Raw genomic sequence first — 22,566 nt, 5'->3', positions numbered from 1 at the left:
TGTTGAACTTGTGTCTCGGCGACCACAGACGCAGCATCTGCGGCGACGCGTTGCGCGAGGCGAGCGGGCTGGTATAGGTGTCATTCGGGCTCGATTGCTGGCTGGAGGATTGGGTCATGAGCGATGATAGAACAAACGCTGTCGTGCTTCGCAGATGTTCGCACGCTGGAAGGGCTGATGCGCGATACCCTTGCACATGAGCACCGAACCCGACAAGACATCGCAGAGCAGACGCGAGCAGTTCCACGCGTTCCGATCCAGACTCAACTGCCGAATTCTGGGTGATGATGCAGCGCGTGGCACGCGGATGGATGGCTCGGTGCCGATGGGCGCGACGCTCGTCACCAAGCGGTTCTTCGCGCTCGACACGAAGACGTACGAGCCTGGCGCGCTCGACGCGAAGATGAAGGAACTGCTCGGGCTCGTCGCGTCGATGGTGCTCCGATGCGACGACTGCATCGCGTACCACATTGACCAGTGCATCACGCACGGCGCGACGGACGAGGAACTGTTCGAGACCTTCGATATCGCGCTGATTGTCGGCGGCTCGATTGTTATCCCGCATCTGCGCCGCGCGGTGGACTTTCTTGATGCGTGCCGCGATGATCCAGCGAACGGATCAGCACCAACCTGCGTCAGATCGCACGAATAGCCAACTGCCATGTCCGAAGCTTCTCTCACCCATGCCGATCCAGTTCAGCGCGCCGAGCACGCGCGTGGTGTCGCTGTGGACATGGTGCGCGTGCTGCGCGATGCAGGGCACATCGCGTACTTCGCGGGTGGATGTGTTCGCGATGAACTTCTGGGCGAGCATCCGAAGGACTACGACATCGCGACGGACGCAACACCGGATCGTGTCGGTGAGCTATTTGATGGTGCGAGATTTGTCGGTGCGTCGTTCGGTGTTGTGCAGGTTCGGCGAAAAGGCGTGACGGTCGAGATCGCCACGTTCCGCACGGACGGGTCGTACTCCGATCGGCGCAGGCCCGACGAGGTGACGTTCTCAACACCTGACGAGGACGCAAAACGTCGTGATTTTACAATTAACGCGATGTTCCTTGACCCGTTGGCGGACGCGGACATTTCACAGACGCAGGGACTTGCCAGTGTTCGGGGCCGGGTGATCGACTATGTGGACGGGCTTGCGTGCCTGCGCGCAGGGCTCATCAAAGCGGTAGGGCTTGCGGAGGACAGGCTCGCGGAGGACCATCTCCGTGCGCTGCGTGCGGTTCGGTTTGCTGCCCGATTTGCGTTCTCGATTGAAACAAACACAACCAAAGCCATCCGCGATCACGCGCGCGATCTTGTCGGCGTGTCACGCGAGCGCGTTGGTGATGAGGTGCTCCGCATGCTCGCGCATCCCGGACGGGGCGCTGCTGTGCGCATCATACACGAGCTTGATCTTGTTGAGCCGGTGTTGGGCGTCGCGGGAACAGATTCTCAGCAGGAGCTGGTTGCTCACCTTCCATCGGATGCCAGCGCAATCACAGCAGTTGCTGCGTGGCTGATCCAGTTGGAGCATATTGACACCACAGTCGGCACACCGATGATCCACAGCACGCTCGTTGTAGGCGATGATCATGAGGTCGTCGCGCAGGTGCGCGAGTCGTTGTGTTTGAGCAATGACGCGACAGCTGGCATCGCTGAGCTTTGCGCGATCGTCCGAAACGTTCTATCATTCTGGGAGCGGATGTCCGTTGCGCAGCGCAAGCGATTGGCATCGGTCGGGCTCAATAGATCTTCACCCGATATGCCGGGGTTCGCCGGCGCGATGCAGATCGTCGCTGCGATGGATAAAGCTGCGGGGACAGATGTCGCCTCGCAGATTGAGACTGCTGTCCGATTGCTGGCAAGTGACGGTGTCGGGTTATCGCCCGATCCGCTGCTGACTGGCGATCATCTTGTAGCTGCAGGGTTTGTGCCCGGGCCGGCGTTTAAGCGGGCTCTCGATGAGGTCTATGACGGACAGCTTGAGGGGCGGGTCACGTCCCAGCAGGAGGCGCTAGCGATGGGCTCTCGCATGCTCTAGGGATGCCCACGGACCTCGTCATTCTGTACTGCTACGACAAAGTCCGGTGATTTGATGGATCCCTTTTCTGATTCGGGCATCAGAATCAGCAGTCATCGTTCTGATGCGGAATAGCGGATGCCCGAGATTCGTTTGGGTGTTTGGGCTTTGGTAAGAACTGGTTGTACAGAAGTGGGGATGCCGACTGATCCGTGCTGATGTCTTGTGCGTATCAGGTGGCGGATCAGCAGTGCGGAGTCGATTCGAGTACAATCACTCTTATCGTGCATACTTGGGGTCATTCTGGATGATCCGAGAGGTTGAACGCATTCGGACAACATGATTGAAATCGGCGGAGTGCCGATGCTCGCAAGAGGAGATGTGGATTATGAACAGGTTTGGTCAGCTTCAGAGACACTTTGTCGGTCTGACGTGTGCTGTTGCGGTGTCCGCGGGAGTTGTGGCTCCGGTCGCTTCCGCATTTGATGGCGGCTCAGTTGTTACTACGACAGATCCTGATTCGTCCGCAAAGATGAAGGTGTACCACTTCGATCTGACCGGTGTCTTCGCGAAGGACATCACCCAGACGCCGATCCGTGAGGTCATCAAGGACGCGCAGAAATACGAACCCGACTACATCATCATCACGCTTGAGAATACATGGGATGGCTCACTCTTTGGCGGACTTCGTGAGCAGGAAATCGGTGATTCAGATATTACTGCGTTTGACCAGTTGTTCCGCGCTGAAGATATCGAGCCGATCTTTACTCGTGAGATCCCAGCAGAATGGGACAAGCAACCCGTGATCGTGTACTGGGTGAAGCAGGCGATGGGTGGCGCGGCATTCCTGCCGTTCTCGTGTTCGAACATCTACATGACGCCTGAAGCTCGTATTGGTGGCATCGGTGGCATGGATGAGTTGTTTGACGGTGTCGGCGACGAGGTTGTACGTGAGAAGCAGCGTTCGCTCCGCATGGGACACGCACGAGGCATGTTTATCCAGGGCGGATATGACACACGCATCTGCCGTGCAATGGCAGAGCGCAGCTTTGTCCTCTCGTATACCAACATTGGTGGACGTACCGATCTGCTCGAGCGCATGCCTCAGAGCCCGACCGAGTTCCTCCTGACAGACGATGGAGGAACAGGCGATCAGGGATCGGCTGACACAATGGAAGACGAAGTTCGCGGTCTTGGCGACGACCACCTGACACTGAAAGCGCGTCAGGCGCTGGACATTGGCATATCGAAGGGCACAGTGTCTTCGATGGAGCAACTGTTGTTCGAGCTCGGGATTGCTCGTAATGCCGAGCTGATCGAGGGCGCTGGCAATCGGATCATGCAGCAATGGCGTGACAACGTGAAGAAAGCGCCCCGTCAGTTGCAGGATCTTGTGCGAGAATACCAGGAAGCAGGCAGTCAGCCCGCCAACTCGATTCGTGATCGCAGGCGTGCCATCTCCACCCAGATCCGTAAGCTGAAGGAGATGGAAGCCCTCATCAAGCGGTATGAAGAAGCCATAGGCCCGGAACTGGGTCGATATGGAATCCCCGGTCTGGATCAGATCGGTCAGTTGAAGGTGCAGCACGAGCTTGAACTGTTGCTGCTGCGATAACACCTCTCAATCACAGAGTTTCTGAGAGATCTCTCAGTCAGTCCTTAAACGTCGGAGTTTGACATGTTTGGAAGAACACGAAGGTCGATGGGTAAAACAGCGATGTGCCTTGCGGGTGTTGCAGCGTTCTCTGCTCTGATGTTTGTCAGTGCTGCTGACGCTGATCGCTTTATTCTCAAGGATGGGCGAACCATCGAGGGTGAGATTGTTCGTGAAACCAGCGCACTTGTCTGGGTCAAGACAACCGATGGCAAGATGGTCACTATCACTCGATCAGATATTGATTATCACGAGACAGCCCCAGCAGGTGGAGGCGATGAGCCGCAGGCTGAGCCGGAAAACGATACCGACACCGAACCCGCGGTTGAAGATGATGCAACGCCCGAAGATTCTGTCGGTGATAATACAGACATTAACTCATTGGTTGGCGCGGATGACGGCGCATATGAGCTCCGCAACGGTGTGCCTCGTGCCGCGATCATCACACTTGGTGAGGGCGGCGACAAGGACATGGTTGGTCTCTACATGACCGCCCACATCCTCAGAGAAATGATCCCGATGCTCGAAGCGGATGGGGTCGAGGTTGTGGTCTTCCGAGTGAACTCCGGTGGCGGTTTGCTGCTGGAAATCCAGCGTCTCAGCGACGTGATCCACGAGGAGTACAAGCCTCGTTTCCGTGTGGTTGCTTGGATTGAGTCTGCAATCTCTGCTGCTGCAATGACCAGTCATTGCATCGAAGAGATCTACTTCACACCCGAGGGTAACTATGGGGCATGCACGGGCTGGTCCGGCGCACTGAAAGCTGTTGAAGGCCGGGATCTTGAAGAAGTGATCTATCAGATGGAGAAGATCTCCGCACGTGGCGGGTATGACCCCAGCATTATGAAGTCCATGCAGCACATGGATTACCCGCTCTCATGCACGATCGATCCGGAAACGGGCCGTGTGGCATGGTATCAGACGGAGAATGGTGACTATGTGCTCAACGAAGAGGGCAAGATTCTCACTTTCGACTCTGAGCAGGCCGCCAAGTTCCGCTTCTCAAAGGGAACCGCGAGGGACCTTGATGAACTCGCCAAACTGATGGGCTACAACGAGATTCAGTGGGTTGGCAAGAAAGAGAAGACCTTTGCATGGCCGATTTCCAAAGCAGAGCGCGCAAACATGCGGTACCGTGATCGTGTGTATGACGATCAGGTTCGCTTCGGCCAGTATGTGGTTGAGTATCAGGGTGCAGCCAATCTTGCCGCAGGTCAGCAGGACCGCAAACTCCGTGGTGCTCTTGTGGGGAAGGCGCGCCAGGGCTTGAACAAGATCATTAAAATGGTTGAGAACAACCCCAACTTTGCGCTGCTGACACTGGGCATTCTTCCAGAGCAGTGGGATGACTGGAAGCGTGATCGTCTCCAGGAACTCCGCGACCTGATGCGATAGTCCCCCGCCTTCAACATCGAATAACGCTCAAAACCCCGGCACTTGCCGGGGTTTTTCATCTTGTGCGTCCTTTGTGCCACGCAGCGCGACTAAACTTGCTTCTTCCAACTGTTATACACGTGTTCATTCACTCTTTGGAGAGAGATATGCCCACAAGCACAGCCAGTTTCGTTCCTGATTCCATTGATGCCACACAGTGGTCAGAACTTCAGCCGTTGTTCCGCTCTTTGCTTGATCGCGATGTCACGAGTGCTGGCGACCTTGAGCGCTGGCTCGAGGATCGTTCCGATCTTGACGCCACCTGCTCCGAGGGCGCTGCGGGGTTGTACATTGCGATGACGTGCAACACAGACAAGCCCGAATGCGCAGATGCGTACACCAAGTACGTCGAGAATGTGCAACCAGAGCTGACTCGCATCAGCTTTGAGCTTAACAAGAAGCAGGCCGAACTGTCAGAGCAGTTCGGGATTGGCGATGCCGGGTTCCGCAATGGCAGGTACGTTGTGCTGACGCGCGATATCAAGGCTGAGGTTGATCTGTTCCGTGATGAGAACGTGCCTATCCAAACTGAACTCGACAAGCTCGGCCAGGAGTATCAAGCGATTGTCGGCAGGATGTCGGTGGAGTTCGATGGCAAGGAACGCACAATCCCGCAGATGGCTGTGTATTACGAGTCGACCGATCGCGCGGTGCGCGAGCAGGCGTGGAGGGAAGTTGCCCAGCGGCGTGCGCAGGATGTCGAACCGATCAACACAATCTTCGACAAACAGATCAAGCTGCGCGATTCGTTCTCAAGGAACGCGGGGTTCAAGGACTACATCGATTACACGTTTGTTGCAAAGCATCGTTTTGATTACACGCCCGACCATTGCAAAGCATTTCATGACGCGTGCGAGAAGCACGTTGTGCCGTTCATGCGTGATCTTGAGAAGGAGCGCAAGCAGCTGCTTGGTATCGATACACTCCGTCCGTGGGATCTCGCGGTGGATGTCAAGGGACGCGCTCCACTAAAGCCGTTCACCGATGGGGCCGACCTTGTCGCAAAGACCCGCGCAGTCTTCGATGCGTTCAGCCCTGATCTGGGCGCAATGTTCCGGGAACTTGGCGACAATGGTGTTGTATCGTCACGCCATCTTGAATCGCTGCTGGATCTCGATTCCCGTAAGGGCAAGGGGCCGGGCGGCTACCAGTACATGCAGGACAAGTCCGGCAAGCCGTTTATCTTCATGAATGCAGCAGGAACGCAGCGGGATGTCCACACGATGGTGCATGAGGCAGGCCACGCGTTCCATTCGCAGTACTGCCGGGATGAGCCGCTTGTTGCATACCGCCATGCGCCGATCGAGTTCTGTGAGGTCGCATCCATGAGCATGGAACTGCTCACGATGCCGTACTGGAAGGGTGGAGATCGGTATTTTACTGACGAAACAGATTACATGCGTGCAAAGCGTCAGCAGATCGAGGGATCTGTGACAATGCTCCCGTGGATTGCGACAATCGATGCGTTCCAGCACTGGATTTATGCGCATCCGAACCACACACAGCAGGAGCGTTCGGCGTATTGGCTGACGCTGCACAAACGCTTTGGTTCCAGCGCTGACTGGTCCGGCTTTGAGCAGCTTCACGAGACAAACTGGCAGCGCCAGTCACACCTGTTCAACGTCCCTATGTACTACATCGAGTACGGCATCGCGCAGCTTGGTGCACTCGGTTTGTGGATCAAGAGCCTTGAGGAGGGCGAACGCTTTGCACTCGATGCGTACGCACGCGCGATGCGTCTGGGAGGTTCACGCCCGTTGCCCCAGTTGTTCGAGGCTGCGGGGTTGCCGTTCGACTTCGGGCCTGACATCGTCGGCAGACTGGTTGATCGTGTTCGTGCGGAGCTAAGCAAGCTCCCTGCATGAGCACCTCGCTGAAACAGCAACGCCCCGGTGCGCATCATGCGATGTGTGCCGGGGCGTTCTCTTTGGCGCGAGGCTTATTGGCAGCCCATGCTGAACTGGTTGCCGAAGCAGATGAAATCAAAGATGCTCAGGGATCGATCGTGATCGCAGTCTGCGAGCAGCGAGTTGTTCACGTAGGCGTTTGAGAATGCGATGTAGTCGAAAATATTGAGATTGCCATCGTTTGTCATGTCGGGCTGGCAACCAACAAACCAAGGACGTGTTGTCGGATCATTCGCCCAGGTCTGGACAAGCATATTTGCGACCTTTGCTGCACCCTGCTGGCTCGGGTGGACCCCGTCGCTGGCAAAGTCATCGCACTCCCAGATAAGCCCGTCAGAACGCGGGACAAGTCCGTCGGCCCATGTGTATGCAGCCCATCCCAGCCATGGTGCCTCTACAGGTCCTTGCAACGGATGGAAGTTGAGCGATGGCTTGCCCTGTATCTGATCCTCGATCAGCCACTTCACTGAGAACCCACTCTCATATGCGTAGGGTTCGGGGTTGAGTGGGCCGGGCCCGTATCCCGCGTAGATGCGGCTCGACAATGTGCATTGGCGCAGATTCGGGAACATGTCGGTGAGTATGTTCACGATCGATTCAAACTCATCGCGCAGTGTTTCAGCATGCACCGGGAATGGATCGGTAGGGTTCTTGTCAGCTTCCTTGAGCCATACAGCCTGGACCTGTGCTGGAGAGACATTTGCTGCCTCCAGCTTTGCAAGAACATTGCTCCAGTACGCAGCACTGGGATCTGCAATGATCGCGGCTGTCTGCCCACTCTGTGCGCCGTTGACAACCTTCACGCGCGCGTTGCTGTTTGCGAAGTGACCGTACCGATCGATCAGAGCATTTGATTCGATGCCCGTGTTGCTCATACCAATGGTGAGCAGCACAATGGTTCCATCGGGGTCCGGGATCCCACTCTCATTCAATGGCCGAACACGCTCTCCCCGATTGATGCCAGCAATCAGATGAGGGATCGGAGGCGTATCGATCCCACCAGGGTAAAGCCCACCCTCATATCCCTGATACAGCCCTGCTGCGAGGTCGATCAGCGGGGTGAGGCTGACAGACGTGTTCGTGCAGTCCTTTCCGGTGGGTTGGGCGGTTGCGATTGTGCCCAGTGCGCAGACGAGACCAAAGCCGAGTGCGTAACGCATGACCTTCTCCTTTGTGATGCGGGTTGGGTGGGTTTCCGAGGCAAACGACCCGTTGCTGGGTCTATTGCATTCATATGTATGCAACGACAAATGTCGTGGATCGAAGCCGTGCGACGTTCGGCTTACGATTGCACATTATGGAATGCGATGTAGCCATCATCGGCGGCGGCCCATCGGGCAGCACCGTTTCAACACTGCTGAAGAAGTACAACCCCGCACTGCGCGTTGTCGTGATCGAACGCGAGGTATTCCCACGCGACCACATCGGCGAGAGCCAGTTGCCCGCAATCAGTGGCGTGCTCAACGAGATGGGCGTGTGGGACAAGGTTGAAGCAGCAAACTTCCCAATCAAGATCGGTGCGTCATTGACCTGGGGACGTGATCAGGAAAGCTGGGACTTTGATTTTTATGATGTTGAAAGCTTTGTTGATGAACCTCGTCCCGCAAAGTTTGAGGGGCAACGACGATCCACCGCGTTTCAGGTGGATCGGGCGATCTATGACGACATCCTGCTGAATCATGCAAAGTCCTGCGGTGCAGATGTGCTGCAACCAGCACGTGTTGCGAAGGTGCATGTAGAGAACGAAGGCACGCCGATCGCACGCATTGAATCTCTTGAACTCGAATCCGGCGAGCAGGTGACCGCACGCTGGTACGTTGATGCATCGGGAAATGTCGGGCTGATGCGGCGGGCACTCGGCGTGAAAGTTGATGCACCGAAGGTGCTGGAGAATATTGCCTTCTGGGATTACTGGGAGAACACTGAGTGGGCAGTGAAAATCGGTGTTGGTGCAACACGCATCCAGATCAGATCTTTGCCGTGGGGATGGATGTGGTTCATTCCGATCGGGCCAACACGGACCAGCATTGGTCTTGTGTGCCCTGCCGCGTATTACAAGCAGTCCGGAAAGTCGCCCGCAGAACTTTATAACGAAACCGCGCGTGCGCATCCGCAAATCGAGCCGCTGATCAGGAACGCGACACAGCGTGGTAACGTGGAATCGACACGTGACTGGTCGTATCTTGCAAAGCAGGTTGCAGGGGAGAACTGGTTTCTTGTTGGTGAAGCCGCTGGGTTTGCAGACCCGGTGCTTTCCGCAGGCATGACACTTGCGCACACGTCCTCTCGCGAAGCTGCGTACACGCTGCTTGAGATAGAACGAGCTGAGATTGATGCCGACTGGCTGCGCAACTGGTACAACGACAAAACCCGTGCGAACATTAATCAGCACATCCGGTTTGCTGAGTACTGGTACGCATCCAACGGGTGTTTTACGGATTTGCGTGAGCACTGCAGAGAGATAGCACGATCGGCAGGACTGCGATTGTCCCCCGCCGAGGCATGGCGGTGGCTTGCGCAGGGGGGGTTCTCAAACCAGGATATTCGAGGATATAAACTGGGTTCGTTTGATATTGGCGCTGCCCGGAAGCTCGTCGGTATGTTCTCTGGTGAGGATGAGAAGCTTGCCGTTGCCCACCAGTCAACTTTGAATCTGAACCTGTCCGGCGCGAAGGATGATTTTGGCGCGTTACTCCAGAATGGTCGGATCGAACGCATCCCATGCTGGCGCAAGGGACAGTACATTCTTCCAAAGACTGGGCTCCATGCGAACCTTGTGAACCTGCTCAACCAGACGTCCGATTCCATGCAAATGCTCAATCTGCTGTACTCCAGCATCTCGTCGCAGTTCCCGCCGCATCAACGAGATCGGGTGATGCTCGATCACGTCTATGCGCTCGAGAGCATGATCTCGACAGGATGGGTGCAAGCAAAGAAGGTGCCAAACGGCCGAACCATCGATTTCAAGTCGTTCTCGCTCAGGTCGTCCGATGAGGGGCTTGAGGCTCTCCACAGACGCGACGAACGGGAAGCGGGAAAGACAGGCAATGCGCAGTGACACTATCTACCCTGTGACCGATGTCTGATACAACGATTGCACAACCCGCACCAGCTGTTACAGGCACGCTGGGTGTTATTCGCGCTATGGCGAAGGACATCAAACTCGCCCACTCGGTGTTTGCGTTGCCGTTTGCGGTACTGGGAGCATTGCTTGCTTGGGACAGAACAGAACCAGCGTCAACAACGTGGTTGAAGCTTGTGCTTGTGGTGGTGTGCATGGTGTGCGCGCGAACATGGGCGATGGTTGTGAACCGGCTCGCGGACCGGCACATCGATAGCGAGAATCCACGCACTGTTCGACGCGCCATCGCGTCGGGCAGAGTTCTGTTTGCTGATGGTATTAAGATTGCGCTGGTGAGCGCGCTGGTGTTTGTGGCTGCATGTTCGGGATTCTGGTTTGTGGATGGGAATATCTGGCCGGTTGTGCTGAGCATTCCGGTATTGGGCTGGATTGCGCTCTATTCATTTACAAAGCGTTTTACCGCGCTGTGTCATGTGTTTCTTGGCGGGGCGCTTGCAGCCAGCCCAATCGCGGCAGGTATTGCGATGCAACCCGAAGCGGTCGCCGACATGCCCGCGTTGTGGTTGCTCGCGGGCATGGTTGTGTTCTGGGTGGCCGGGTTCGATGTGATCTATGCATTGCAGGATCTCTCGTTCGATCGCGAAAAGAAGCTTCATTCCATCCCAGCTGCGCTGGGTGCAGACGGGGCACTCTGGGTCAGCAGGGTCTTCCATGTGATAGCGATCGTGATGCTGGTGCTCGCATGGCAGCAAGACACAAGGTTCGGTATCGTGTTTGGATTGGGTGTTGTAGCAGCAGTCATGCTTCTTGCAGCCGAGCACCTTGTTCTGATGAAGCAGGGCGAGAAAGGACTGGCAATGGCGTTCTTTACGCTGAACGGTATTGTGAGTTGCGTGCTCGGTATCGCGGGCGCTATTGATATATTTGCGTGATCATTCGGGCGATGACGCATCGGCTGTTGTAAACACAACATGGGTCGAGCCGCCGCTGGTCATCACAATGCAGCCGTCGAGCAGCGAGAGATAGCTTGGAGCCTGCGGGAGCACGATATCCTGTGTAGCGAGCAGTGACGCGTCTCCCGTCGAGAATACGTACAACTGGTATCTGCCGGTGCCATTGACATAGACGCTTGGCGTGCGCACAGCACTCACGAGTACATCGCTTGCAACCTCACCGGGTAACAGCGCCGGCGATGTACCGAGCGAATCGATGCCGACGGTATCACCATGTGAATCGATAACAATGACGCCCTTGCTGGAGCTTATCACGAGATTTCCGTTCACCTCGATTGCTCTCGTGCGCGAGGAAAGACCGATGCGATCATCTGTTCGGACATTCTCATTGAGCACTGTGCCATCAGCCGCGTTAACAACGCGCAGCGACTCGTTCTCCAGGAACAATGCAACACTGCCCGCGTAGGCCCACGCATCAACGGCCTGCTCACTTACGTCATGCTGTAAACGCCATGCAACAGGAGCCTTGCCCGAGCGATCCGCCGTTGTCAGTGCGACAACCTCCAGTGTGGAGGCAACAATGATTCTGTCTCTGCTCAGCACCCTGCACCAGTGCGCCGGACCAAGAATAGTGCGAAACTCGACCAACTGCTGCTGTGTGGCGGTGTCGTACACAAGCGCAACCGACTGGGATGACTCTGGCAGTCCGCCACGATCAACTGGCTGCGGTGTTTTTTCGCGACCGATGACAGTGAGGACACCATCAAGGATGTCAGCATCCTGTACCACGCGAATTGATGAGACCTGCTTCATCGTCTCCCTGCCGGTTGCCAGATCGAACACGACGATGCGTCCGCTCCGTTCGACAGCGGCGAGTTGGGAGTCCGACATCGACACAACGACTTCCTGCAACTGACGCATGCCGACATTGGGAATATCAACAATGCGAGGCGCCCCTCGATCATCAATGAGCATCTGCGCGAACGCATCATCTCGAGGGAAGAGCGATCTGAAAGGATCTGTCCTCCAGCGTGTCTCGCCGGTGATCGCGTCAATGCACTCAAAGACATAACCGGCGGAGGTTGGCCATGTCAGATAGACACACTCCTGATCACACCGAAGCAGGTCTGGCTCGATTTCATTCAGATCACGGAACCAGATTGGCTGAAGCGGTTCTGACAGCGGATCAATGCCAGCACTGCTTTGAACTGCTGAGGTGGTTGCGCCGAACAGCCCGATTCTCCGCTCGGTGCGTGACATCAGCATCACGTGCTCCGTTGCGAGGTCACCAAACTCTCGGAGCACAGGTTTCATGTGAATCCAGCTCGAAATAGATTGCGCATGAGGCGAGAACTGCGTTCCGATTCGAGCGCGCCGTGTGCTTGCACCGAGTCGCGATTTGAGATCTGCAGCGAACGATGCAAACGAAGGGGCGTCAGGATTGGCCGAACGTATCGAGGGATAGGTCTGTTCGATGCGATGCAGCAGACTCAGTGCGGTGGCGTAACGTGACTGAGATGCGAACGCTTCAGCGAGTTGCTGCGAGCCAAGATACAGGTCTTCGACCGCTCGTGTGCTGTCAGTGGCATCGATCCGCATGTTTGCTTCTGCGGCATCAAGTGCGCACCGGAGCGAGCTGATTGTCTTTGCGCTCGAAAGCGGATCCGGCTGATCGCGCCAGAACTGTGCAACCATACGCCAGACCAGTGGAGTGATCTCGGCGCCTGGATACATGACGGCTGTGCGCTCGTAGCTGGCGACATCGCCACTGTTCTGGGCACGCTCCCAGGCGATCTCAGCTTCAGCGTCAAACTGGGCATACGCGGTGCGACCAAACTCTGCTGCGATGCTCCGGATCCGATCCGTGGCGATTGACGCAGCATCTCTTGTTCTACCGTTTGCTGAGTACATCTGGGATGCGAGTAGCTGATTGGCAAGGATGTCGTGATATCTGCGAAGCGCAAGATCTGGTCGATGCGCTACCTCGTGCAGCTTGCCCATGGCGAAGGCCGTGTGAACGCGCTCGATGTCTGTTGTGGTGAGCCGTTCGATACGCGTGCCAACCTCGTCGAGCAGATCGGCAGTTGGAGCTTTCACGATTTTGTTCTGCGGTGATCTGCTAATGCGTTCGACACCCAGCGTCAGCAACTCCATCATCGACGTGTGCGTCCTCGCACGAGCATCAACCAGTTCCGTGCCCTCCTTTGACTCGACCGCACGAAGTGCGGTATCCAGCGCCTGCAGAACATCCTGATATTCGCCGAGCATGAACGCGAACTTTGCAAATGAGAGCGCCGGTCGCGGGTCGTTCTCAGATGATTCCATGCGTGCACGCAACAGATGGTTTGCGCGCGACCATGTCAGATATATGTGGACCGCTCTTCCATCGCATGCGAGCACCTGGTCAGGCATTGCAAGAACCTGACCTGCACGATCAAGCTGCACAATGTCCTGCTTTGTTGGAGCATCTGGTGGTATGAACGTGTAGCCGTCCATTGTTGGACTGAGGAGCGACCACACACTGGTGCTTCCAGTTTCACGTTGGACAGGCACCGCACGACCAAGAAGTTCTCGCATCTCGATGAGCTTTGGTCGTGCCGATGCAAAGGATTCAATGGGAAGAAACCCGACGCCATATGCGCCAAGCCCACCGATATACTCTCCGACGCGCACAAGGTACGCGGGATTCCCCAGTGTTGATGCGGGACGTTGCGCATCGATCCTGCCAGTTGTCGCGTTGATCGCGAGTAGTGCTGATCTGTCTGGCGATACACTGAATAGTGTGTTATTGGCGACAACAGGCGTCATGATCTCCCACACTCTGCGTGGCATCAGCGTGACCTGTGCGGGTGTGTCGAACTGACGAACCCACAACGGGCGGCCGTTGGAGATCTCGTAGGCTGCAATGACACCGAGTTTGTCTGTGGTGAATACGCATCCGTCGGTGGCAATGCTCGCGTTCACAACGCGCTCGCGCTGTTCCGGCTGCCACGGCACCCATCCCTCAATGCCGACAAGACGTGACCACCGAAACGCGCCAGTCCACAGATCAAGACCGACGAGATACCGACTCTTGACACGGGTGCTTTGTCCGCTGGAGATAAGGGTGACAACAGCAATGCCGTCATCAATAGCGACCGGTCCTCGAATCGTGGTGTTTGCAAGTGTCGGATCGAGCGACTGGACGTTGACACTCCACATCACCTCGCCGGTTTCGGCTTTGAAGCCGTGCACACGGGGATCACCATTGCGGTTGTTTGATGAGGGATCTGCCAGCCCGGTTGTTGCGACAACGACACCATCGGTGATGCTGACCGTTGTGGGATCTGCCATATCCTTGCCCGCGGTCATTTCCAGCCTGATGCGCCATGCTTTGGATTGCTCGCTGTCGATGCCTTGGGCACCCGGTGTCATTTGTGGCATGGTGTGCCAGACCGGTTCGAGCGTGTACCGATCCAGCGCGCGGATCCAGACTCCATCGTTGATAATCAACAGATCATTCCATACGGATGGGAACACCCAGAGTGTGTTGCTGATCACGTTGCCGGATTCGTCGCGGAGCTCGGGCGGGCTGAGTGTGCTTGTATTGCTGACGCGTTCCGGCCAATCAAGTGCGATAGTGTTGAGAGGCTCATCCGGAATCTGTGTCGCGACAGTTTGCCTGTTGTTCTCTGGTACAAGATCGCTCGCGCTATTGAGCAGATCGATTTGCTGCAGGCGCGCGCGATCCGGCCACGTGTTTGGTGAAACAGGAACCTGCATACCTGCAATCCCGCTGGACCAACGCCCAGCAAGTGCGACAGCGTCCTGTGATGCACTCCATGAAACAAGATTAATAGCGATCGATGCTGCCCGAGTTCGCATCGCATCGTCCTGCATCTCTGGATGGTGCTCAAGCTGGCAGAGCGTGCGGTATGCGCTTCCGAAATGCGCGTGCTCAATCTGATCCTGCGCGATACGAAGCGCTGCAACAAAGCCAGAAGATGTTAGAAGATAATGCGCTTCAACCTGCTCGTGCTCACCTCGTTCGAGTGCAGCCTTTGCTTCTGGCTCATACGTGCGCCGGTACCGGTCCAGCAGCTCGGGCGATGCGAGCAATGCTGCGTGAACCTGTGAACGGACAGAGACAAACAGGTCCTTGTCCTCATTTAACCAGCGCTGCGGGTCAACCATCGAACGAGCAGTTCCTGCATGCGGTTCTGCCCAGCCCATAGTGTTGATCACCCGGTCGGGTTCCTGCGTGAGCAGCGTCTGCAGCGATCTGACTGCTTCAGTCTGGTTGCCGACCCGCACCATATTCGGGAGATCGCGAAGAATGGCTGCAGCTCGGGGCGAGTCGTTCAGATAGACGGGGTTGCCTTCAACCTGCGCGTGTGCGCGGGTGCTGGCGACAAACAACACCAGCGTAACAGCAATCAGACTCAGTGTTCCACGAAGTCGGGTGATTTCAGAACAACAACGCATTCGCATCTGCTGGTAGTTATAGGTCGGGCCCGGAGGCGTGGAAAATGAAGGTGTTCCACGAGCCTGCACCAGCTTCTGCTGTGTTTCCCGCTGGAACTTCATGAAAATCACTCCAATGCAGACAACCGGCACCAGTGTTCTATTCGGCGCAACTTGTGCCTTTGGTCAGCCCGAGACAAAAGAATTGCGCAATTCCAGAGGAGACCGACCCGTATAGACGAATCAGTTTGATCTTTCGTGCGGAGGGTACGGTATGGCGCTGGCTTCTCAGCCACACAGCCTGGCACAATCAACCCGCTGGATTGCAAACGTTATCCAGGAATGGGCATCGCCCTCGCATCGGTCGCGCCGTGTTATCTGGTTGCTGATCGCCATTACACTTCTCTCCTGCGGTGACCTGTACATGACGCTGGCACATGCGATGGGTCCAGGCTTTCTTGAGGGAAATCCCATCGCAAGGTTTGTCATGGCTTCGGGTAATCCGTTGCATGTGATCGGGTACAAGATAGCAACCGCTGGTACCGCTATTGTGTTGCTGTTCTTCTGTCGGCGATCACAGGTCGGAGAACTGGCAGCATGGCTCGGTGTTGTCATGCTGTTGTGGTTGATGTTCCAGTGGACGATCTACATGGAAGCCATCGAGACCGTTGGTGTTTTCAGCGAGTGGCTGACCGAGGAGCATGGCGGTCCCGAGTTTATCGCGATGGTCCCTGCAACCCAGTAACTCAACGGCAGCGTTTTACGTCGTCTAAACTCCCGCATGACTGATTTCACAGAGCATCGGTATGCTGTCATCATGGCCGGGGGAGCAGGAACGCGTCTCTGGCCGATGTCGCGAAAATCCACGCCCAAGCAGTTGATCCCGTTTATTGAGCGAGACGAGCAGGCTAAATCGCTGCTTCAACTCGCGGTTGAGCGCGCGACTCGCGTTGTCCCAATCGAGCGTGTTTTTATCTGCACTGGGCAGGCATACATTGATCAGATTGCAACCTCACTCCCACAGGTGCCGCGCGAGAACCTGTTGGGAGAGCCGGAGGGACGGGACACAACCAGTGCGGTTGGGTTTGCAGCGGCGGTGCTTGAGAAGCACGATCCCGACGCTGTGTTCTGCATTCTGACAGCCGACCATATCATCGAGCCTGTCGATGTGTTCGCAGCGCGCATGGCAGTAGGATTCTCACTTGTTGAAGCTGAGCCATCACGTCTCGTGACGTTCTCAATCCAGCCGACGTACCCAGCCACCGGGTTCGGATATGTGCAGCGTGCCCACGCGCTCGCGGATCCAGGCGCAACATACAACGGCAACCCCATCGCATTCTCTGTGGAGAGGTTTGTTGAAAAGCCGAATGAAGTGACCGCGAAGCAATACCTTGTGTCCGGCGATTTCGGATGGAACAGCGGCATGTTTGTCTGGCGCGCGTCGACCATCATGCAGCGTCTGCACAAGCACATGCCAGCAATCTACAATACTCTCCGCGCGATCCAGCAGCAGTGGGGGACATCGGCGCAGCAGGAAACACTGTGCGAGTTGTATCCGACACTCGAAAAGAAGAGTATCGACTATGCTGTCATGGAGCCTGCGTCGCGCGAGTCGCCCTCCGCTGTTTGCACGGTACTGATGGATCTGTCATGGCTGGATGTTGGATCGTGGCCAAGCTACGCCGAGACACTGGTTGCGGATTCGAACAACAACCGTGCCAGCGGTGTGCAGGTGGTCAGTGAAAACAGTTCGGGCAATCTCGTTGCGGGGCAGGCTGGACACACTGTGGCAATGCTGGGGTGCAGTGATCTTATCGTTATCACGACGCCGAATGCAACGCTGATTATGCCGCGAGACAGGGCTGAGGATCTGAAAAAGATTCACGCGAAGCTTCCGGACGACCTAAAGTAACCGCCTCAGTTTCAGGTGATTTTTCTCACCATACACACAAAGCAAGATAAGGATCGATTTCCATGTTTCAATCCGTTACTGTTGCAACCTCCCGCACATCCACTGTTGATGCGCTCGCTATCGGATACTTCCAGGGCGAGAAGCTCGACACAAAGACGCGCGCTCACGACACAAACGGTCTGATTTCTGCCGCGCTGTCACGCAATGATGCGACCGGCGCACTGGGTTCGATTGTTGAGGTGTTCGGTGTCAAGGGATGCGGTCGTGTGCTTCTCATTGGTCTTGGTGCAAAGGCAGACTGCTGCCGAAGCGCCATGCGCACAGTCGGCGGTATGATCGGTCGCAAACTCAGCGCGATCAATGCGACTTCAGTAGAAGTAGACCTTGCAGGTCCTGCATCGCAACTCAAGCGTGATAAAGGTGAACTTGCCGAGGCGATCGGCGTTGGTCTTGGTTTGATCTCGTGGAACTTTGACCATTTACGAGGAACGGCAACGACATTGCCAACGCGCACCAATCTGCACGTGCATTGCTCCGATCGAGTGATGCATCATGGGATTGAGCGCGGGCTGGAACTCGCAAAGTCATCCAACGTGACGCGAACACTGTCACAGACACCACCCAACATCGCAACGCCTGAGTACATGGCAAAGGCCTGTGAGGAGATGGCTCGTTCAGTTGGTCTGAAATGCACCGTGTTCAAGGGCGAACAGCTTGAAAAAGAACGATTTGTTGGCCTTATCAATGTTGGCAAAGCGTCAGAGAATGCGCCGTGCATGGTGCGCCTTGAGTACACACCGCCGCGCGGAAGCGCCCGATCAAAGCCGATCGTACTGGTCGGCAAGACAATGACCTATGACTCAGGTGGTTTGAGTCTCAAGATCAACAACGGCATGAAGGGCATGAAGCGCGACAAGGATGGTGGATGCGCGGTTATTGGTGCGATGCATGCGATCGCAACAACCATCAAGCCCCGTGTGCCTGTTGTTGCGCTGCTCATGTGTGCAGAGAACTCGATCAGCGACGAAGCATACCGTCCTGACGATGTCATCACATACCGCAATGGTGTGACGGTTGAGGTGACCAATACCGATGCCGAAGGCAGACTCGTACTTGCAGATGGTCTGTGCTGGGCGTGCGAGATGGAGGACCCCGCTGCAATCTTTGACTGCGCAACACTCACCGGCGGTGTTGTTGTTGCACTCGGTTCTGTTCACTGCGGCATGTGGTGCGATGACGACAAACTGCGAACAGCGGTTGAGGAGGCATCCGGTCGATCGGGCGAACGCGTATGGCGTCTGCCCCATCATGCCGAGTATCGTGCAATGATGAAATCACCAATTGCAGATATCGTAAACTCAGCGCCCGTTCGCGAGGCGCATCCTATCCAGGGAGCAGCGTTCCTGAGCTACTTTGTCGACGGCAGCATCCCGTGGTGCCATCTCGATATCGCTGGCACACACGCGACAGACAAGGATTCAGGTCCGTTCATCCCCGGCCCAACGGGGTTCGGTGCGCGTCTGATTGCACAGGCGGTTGAGTCGTACCGCGGCTGAGTGCTTGAAACAACTGATCGATCAGAGGGAGGCAACGGGCCTCCCTTTTCAGTTCACACGATGCAGGAACTCGCCGGAGTCCATGAACTGCTTCACAATGCGCACAGTTTCTTCAGCAACAGCGCGCTGGGCCTGATCGGTTGATGCGCCGTTGTGGTGGGAAACGGAACACCCGGGCAGCGAAGCAACTTCACAGGTGAAATCTGCTTCACCCGTGCCGGGCTGATGCGCATACACATCAACGCCTGCGCGGATGTTCTTTGCTTTGATAGCATCGATAAGTGCTTGCTCATCGCACACACTTCCGCGAGCCGTATTGATAAATGTCGAACCCGGTTTCATTGCGGCGAAAAACGTCTCATCGCACATCCCATCCGTGTCCGGCGCGGATGCAACATGAATCGACACATGATCACACTGCGGGAGCATGTTCAGCAGCGCTGCACGATCGTTGCCAGCGCATGTTGCGCCCAGTTCGGCTGCAGCTTCGGGTGTGATGGAACGTGACCAGATGATCAGGTTGATGTCAAATGCACGAGCGCGCTTTGCCAGTTCTTTGCCAATCGCACCAAGCCCAACGATTCCCAGCGTTGATCCCTTGAGCCCGCGCGCGCCAGCGAACCCTTTCTTGTTCCACTTGCCCTGCATCAATGCAGTTTTCTGGTCCATGAGATTTCGATCACACGCGATGAGATGACCCATCGCAAGTTCAGCGACAGCTATCGCGTTCATCCCCGGGCAGTTGCACACACCGATGTGCCTTGCTGCAGCAGCGGCACAATCGATATTGTCGTACCCTGCGCCAGCACGAATGATGAGTTTGACACTGGAAGCAGCATCAATGACAGCTGCGGGGACCTTCGTCGATCGAACAATGAGAATATCTGGCTGAAACGCGCTGATTGCTGCAATTAGCGTCTCGGGGCTGAGAGAGGGATCTGAACTGACCTCACACCCAAGCCTCTTCAGGGCATCAATGCCGAAGTCCTCGAACTTGTCTGCGATAAGCACTTTCATTGTGAACTCCTGCCCAATGCGCGATGAAAAAACGTGCCCCAGTGTAGAGCCTCGCAGTTAGGGATTTCACATGAAACTGGTGACGCTTTAATACGCTGAGGAAACGATCTCGTTGAATGTGCCGTTGTCGTTCTCGCCCCCGTTCAGGTCAATACCCTTCAGGCCGGAGCGAGTCCAGCGATAGTACAATGCCTGGAACGGGTAGATGCCGTGGTCGCCGCGAGGATTCTTTGGTTCCCACGACGAGGGGTAATAGTTTGCTGTGCTGAGCGGTACGTGTACAGCGAGCAGTTGCGGCGAGTTTGGAGCACCACCAGGATTCGCATCGGTTGTCGCAACGATTCGCACCGAACCATCAAAGAACCCGTTGAGCACCCGGGCCTGTGGATCAGCAAAGTACCTGTCGCGTTTGCCGAAGTGGAGTTGTGCTTCCATCATCCACTCCACCTTCCGGCTTGGAAATGAGACCGACGCACGTGAGCGCTGGCCGAGTCTCGTGTTCTCGCCATACACGTACACCTCGGTAAACTGTCCCTGTTCAATGCGTGCGCCGACATTGCTCCTGTCATAGGCTGCGGGAACGTACTGGTAACTGGAACTGTATGGCCAGCGACGGTTGTTCTGTGATGGCGGAGGCTGCACAGGTTGCCAGAAGCCGGTATCAAACTTGTTGATTGGATCGTCCTGCCAGCTCAGACGTGCATAATCAGCAGGATCGACAACCATGCGTTCGGGCAGCTTCTGCTGTAGATAGTCGTTGACGACAAGATGTGAATAAAGAACAAACGGAATCCACTGGGTCATGACAACAAATCCGTTTGAACTGGGATTCTCTCTGCCTGTTCTCCTACGCAGTATATCGACTGCTTGGTTTGCTGCGGCCTGCATCGGTTGGGTTGATGGGACCATAACAAGATCTGGGTACTGGGTTGGCATCGGCTTGCCAGGCTGCCATGAAAACGATGCGGTGAGTCCGTTGAAGTCAGATGCGTAGTTGGCTGTCGCCACTCCCATCTGCTTGATGTTGGACATAGACAGTGCGAGCTTCGCCTGCCTTCGCGCCTCACCGAGCGCTGGCAGGAGGATACCGATGAGCAGCGCAATGATCGCAACGACCACGAGCAGCTCAATCAGTGTAAATCCCTTCCAGTTACGAAAACTTTGTTTCTTGCAAAGAAGAGATGCCGTACTGGGTTGTCCAAAGTCTTTTCGCATGTGCAGCACCTCAAATGCTCATAAAGCAGTGTGCTGGAAACATTTTACCACAGATTCGTCGGCGAAATCACGAGGTTCCCTGAAAAGTCCAATATGAAATCTGATTGCGCGATGGTATAAAAACCCGGCCTGCGGTTGTCCACAGGCCGGGTCGGAGATTCACGTTGATCATCCTCATTCGAGGATGATCTTTGGATCCGAGATCAATCAATACCCAGCGCTGACGATCTCCTCGTACTTGCCGGTCGTCTCGTTCAGGCCACCGTTGAAGTCGATGCCCTTCATGCCCGAGCGTGTCCAGCGGTAGTACAGACGATCGAACGGGTAGTTACCCGAGCCGTCCGGTCCGCGTGCTTCCCAGTCTTTGGGGATATACACGCTGGCCATGTAGGTGTTGACCTGGGTCGGGAAGTTGGGATTGCCGCCCGGGTTTGAATCACGAGTGGCAACGACACGGACCGAGCCGTCGAAGAACCCGTTTGGAACCCGTGCCTGCTCGTCGGCAAAGTAGCGGTTGCGCTTGCCGAAGTGGTACTGCTCCTGCATCATCCACTCGATCTTGCCAGCGGGGAACGACACACCCGAACGCTTCTTGTCACCAAGCAACGCGCCAGCAGGACTGGTCGGCATCTGGTATGCGCTTGTGCTCGCTGCGCTCTGTACGATACGTCCGTTGACTGGGGCGCCTCGGTCGTAGCCGCAGGCCACCATCTGGTAGCTGGAGCTGTACGGCCAGCGACGGGTGTCATTGCCAGCAAACGGTACCTGATTCGGCGTCCAGAAGTTCTTTTCGAACTTGTTGACCGGATCGTCCTGCCAGCTCAAGCGAGCAAAGTCGGCCGGATCAACAACCATGCGTTCGGGCAGCTTCTGCTGCAGATAGTCGTTGACAACAAGGTGCGAGTAGAGCACGTGGGGGATCCAGCCCTGGATCTGTGTGATCGGCGCAGCTGTGCCGTTGCCACGACCCGCTCTGAACCTGAGGATGTCGACAGCCTGGTTCGCAGCTGCCTGCACATCGCCATTGGCACCGGTTGGTGCAGTGATGAGCGTCGTGAGTCCGCTCTGGATCGGCATGGCTTTTCCAGCCTGCCACGAGAAGCACGACATCTTGTCCTTGAAGTCAGACGCGTAGTTGGCTGTTGCCACTCCCATCTGCTTGATGTTGGACATAGACAGTGCGAGCTTCGCCTGCCTTCGCGCCTCACCGAGCGCTGGCAGGAGGATACCGATGAGCAGCGCGATGATCGCAACGACCACGAGCAACTCGATGAGGGTGAACCCTCGCTTTGGACGCGACGGCGCACGCCACTCCTTCAACAATATCGACATAACAAACTCCCGGCCACATGGGCCTGCACTGAACGACCCGCTGGTCCTCACAT

General features: G+C 56.2%; 15 protein-coding genes. 10 read left to right on the top strand and 5 right to left on the bottom strand.

Annotated features, from left to right (window positions below; genetic code table 11):
* Nucleotides 1-196: 196 nt before the first annotated feature.
* The 5 genes from H6815_02630 to H6815_02610 all read left to right on the top strand — a co-directional run bounded on the left by H6815_02630 (nucleotide 197) and on the right by H6815_02610 (nucleotide 6,961).
* The gene (locus H6815_02630; GenBank protein MCB9859322.1) at nucleotides 197-652 is read left to right on the top strand and encodes a carboxymuconolactone decarboxylase family protein; all 456 of its coding nucleotides are present in this window, start codon (nucleotides 197-199) and stop codon (nucleotides 650-652) included.
* A 9-nt stretch (nucleotides 653-661) separates the two neighbouring features.
* Nucleotides 662-2,029 carry a CCA tRNA nucleotidyltransferase gene (locus tag H6815_02625; GenBank protein ID MCB9859321.1) on the top strand — a complete coding sequence of 456 codons (1,368 nt, stop codon included), beginning with the start codon at nucleotides 662-664 and terminating at the stop codon, nucleotides 2,027-2,029.
* 367 nt (nucleotides 2,030-2,396) lie between these two features.
* The gene (locus H6815_02620) at nucleotides 2,397-3,623 is read left to right on the top strand and encodes a hypothetical protein (GenBank protein ID MCB9859320.1); all 1,227 of its coding nucleotides are present in this window, start codon (nucleotides 2,397-2,399) and stop codon (nucleotides 3,621-3,623) included.
* A 63-nt stretch (nucleotides 3,624-3,686) separates the two neighbouring features.
* Entirely contained in the window at nucleotides 3,687-5,057 is a 1,371-nt protein-coding gene (locus H6815_02615; GenBank protein ID MCB9859319.1) for a hypothetical protein, read from the top strand.
* A gap of 146 nt (nucleotides 5,058-5,203) precedes the next feature.
* Complete coding sequence (locus tag H6815_02610) at nucleotides 5,204-6,961, top strand: M3 family oligoendopeptidase (protein MCB9859318.1); 1,758 nt, start codon at nucleotides 5,204-5,206, stop codon at nucleotides 6,959-6,961.
* A gap of 74 nt (nucleotides 6,962-7,035) precedes the next feature.
* Here the strand turns inward: H6815_02610 and H6815_02605 are convergent, their stop codons facing one another.
* Nucleotides 7,036-8,163 carry a hypothetical protein gene (locus H6815_02605; protein MCB9859317.1) on the bottom strand — a complete coding sequence of 376 codons (1,128 nt, stop codon included), beginning with the start codon at nucleotides 8,161-8,163 and terminating at the stop codon, nucleotides 7,036-7,038.
* A 137-nt stretch (nucleotides 8,164-8,300) separates the two neighbouring features.
* Between H6815_02605 and H6815_02600 the strand changes: the two genes are divergently transcribed.
* Both H6815_02600 and H6815_02595 read left to right on the top strand, forming a co-directional pair.
* Nucleotides 8,301-10,061: a tryptophan 7-halogenase gene (locus H6815_02600; protein MCB9859316.1), complete on the top strand. Its 1,761-nt coding sequence runs from the start codon at nucleotides 8,301-8,303 to the stop codon at nucleotides 10,059-10,061.
* Nucleotides 10,062-10,081: 20 nt separating this feature from the next.
* Nucleotides 10,082-11,017 carry a UbiA family prenyltransferase gene (locus tag H6815_02595; GenBank protein MCB9859315.1) on the top strand — a complete coding sequence of 312 codons (936 nt, stop codon included), beginning with the start codon at nucleotides 10,082-10,084 and terminating at the stop codon, nucleotides 11,015-11,017.
* On the opposite strand, the gene H6815_02590 is transcribed toward H6815_02595, so the two are convergent.
* On the bottom strand, nucleotides 11,018-15,604 hold the full coding sequence (locus tag H6815_02590; protein MCB9859314.1) for a PQQ-binding-like beta-propeller repeat protein: 4,587 nt from the start codon (nucleotides 15,602-15,604) through the stop codon (nucleotides 11,018-11,020).
* Between the two features lie 151 nt (nucleotides 15,605-15,755).
* On the opposite strand from H6815_02590, the gene H6815_02585 reads away from it, so the two are divergent.
* The 3 genes from H6815_02585 (at nucleotide 15,756) to H6815_02575 (ending at nucleotide 18,949) form a co-directional block, all read left to right on the top strand.
* Complete coding sequence (locus H6815_02585) at nucleotides 15,756-16,226, top strand: hypothetical protein (protein ID MCB9859313.1); 471 nt, start codon at nucleotides 15,756-15,758, stop codon at nucleotides 16,224-16,226.
* A 36-nt stretch (nucleotides 16,227-16,262) separates the two neighbouring features.
* Nucleotides 16,263-17,393, top strand: coding sequence for an NTP transferase domain-containing protein (locus H6815_02580; protein MCB9859312.1), 1,131 nt, complete (start codon nucleotides 16,263-16,265; stop codon nucleotides 17,391-17,393).
* Between the two features lie 62 nt (nucleotides 17,394-17,455).
* A complete protein-coding gene (locus tag H6815_02575; protein MCB9859311.1) occupies nucleotides 17,456-18,949 on the top strand; it encodes a leucyl aminopeptidase family protein in 1,494 nt (497 codons plus the stop codon).
* Nucleotides 18,950-18,997: 48 nt separating this feature from the next.
* Here the strand turns inward: H6815_02575 and H6815_02570 are convergent, their stop codons facing one another.
* From H6815_02570 to H6815_02560, 3 genes are all read right to left on the bottom strand, one after another.
* The gene (locus H6815_02570; protein ID MCB9859310.1) at nucleotides 18,998-19,966 is read right to left on the bottom strand and encodes a phosphoglycerate dehydrogenase; all 969 of its coding nucleotides are present in this window, start codon (nucleotides 19,964-19,966) and stop codon (nucleotides 18,998-19,000) included.
* Nucleotides 19,967-20,053: 87 nt separating this feature from the next.
* Nucleotides 20,054-21,181: a prepilin-type N-terminal cleavage/methylation domain-containing protein gene (locus H6815_02565; protein ID MCB9859309.1), complete on the bottom strand. Its 1,128-nt coding sequence runs from the start codon at nucleotides 21,179-21,181 to the stop codon at nucleotides 20,054-20,056.
* Nucleotides 21,182-21,388: 207 nt separating this feature from the next.
* Nucleotides 21,389-22,513: a prepilin-type N-terminal cleavage/methylation domain-containing protein gene (locus H6815_02560; protein MCB9859308.1), complete on the bottom strand. Its 1,125-nt coding sequence runs from the start codon at nucleotides 22,511-22,513 to the stop codon at nucleotides 21,389-21,391.
* Nucleotides 22,514-22,566 lie beyond the last annotated feature (53 nt).

The sequence above is a fragment of the Phycisphaeraceae bacterium genome (assembly GCA_020639155.1).
Taxonomy (GTDB): domain Bacteria; phylum Planctomycetota; class Phycisphaerae; order Phycisphaerales; family UBA1924; genus JACKHF01.
The sequence above is the reverse complement of the archived record's forward strand: the minus strand, read 5'-3'. Positions and strand labels throughout refer to the sequence as shown.

Coding starts and splice junctions, on each gene's coding strand:
- H6815_02565 (MCB9859309.1), bottom strand. CDS start 21,181: ATGCGAAAAGACTTTGGACAACCCAGTACGGCATCTCTTCTTTGCAAG.
- H6815_02610 (MCB9859318.1), top strand. CDS start 5,204: ATGCCCACAAGCACAGCCAGTTTCGTTCCTGATTCCATTGATGCCACA.
- H6815_02605 (MCB9859317.1), bottom strand. CDS start 8,163: ATGCGTTACGCACTCGGCTTTGGTCTCGTCTGCGCACTGGGCACAATC.
- H6815_02585 (MCB9859313.1), top strand. CDS start 15,756: ATGGCGCTGGCTTCTCAGCCACACAGCCTGGCACAATCAACCCGCTGG.
- H6815_02560 (MCB9859308.1), bottom strand. CDS start 22,513: ATGTCGATATTGTTGAAGGAGTGGCGTGCGCCGTCGCGTCCAAAGCGA.
- H6815_02580 (MCB9859312.1), top strand. CDS start 16,263: ATGACTGATTTCACAGAGCATCGGTATGCTGTCATCATGGCCGGGGGA.
- H6815_02630 (MCB9859322.1), top strand. CDS start 197: ATGAGCACCGAACCCGACAAGACATCGCAGAGCAGACGCGAGCAGTTC.
- H6815_02595 (MCB9859315.1), top strand. CDS start 10,082: ATGTCTGATACAACGATTGCACAACCCGCACCAGCTGTTACAGGCACG.
- H6815_02575 (MCB9859311.1), top strand. CDS start 17,456: ATGTTTCAATCCGTTACTGTTGCAACCTCCCGCACATCCACTGTTGAT.
- H6815_02615 (MCB9859319.1), top strand. CDS start 3,687: ATGTTTGGAAGAACACGAAGGTCGATGGGTAAAACAGCGATGTGCCTT.
- H6815_02620 (MCB9859320.1), top strand. CDS start 2,397: ATGAACAGGTTTGGTCAGCTTCAGAGACACTTTGTCGGTCTGACGTGT.
- H6815_02600 (MCB9859316.1), top strand. CDS start 8,301: ATGGAATGCGATGTAGCCATCATCGGCGGCGGCCCATCGGGCAGCACC.
- H6815_02570 (MCB9859310.1), bottom strand. CDS start 19,966: ATGAAAGTGCTTATCGCAGACAAGTTCGAGGACTTCGGCATTGATGCC.
- H6815_02590 (MCB9859314.1), bottom strand. CDS start 15,604: ATGAAGTTCCAGCGGGAAACACAGCAGAAGCTGGTGCAGGCTCGTGGA.
- H6815_02625 (MCB9859321.1), top strand. CDS start 662: ATGTCCGAAGCTTCTCTCACCCATGCCGATCCAGTTCAGCGCGCCGAG.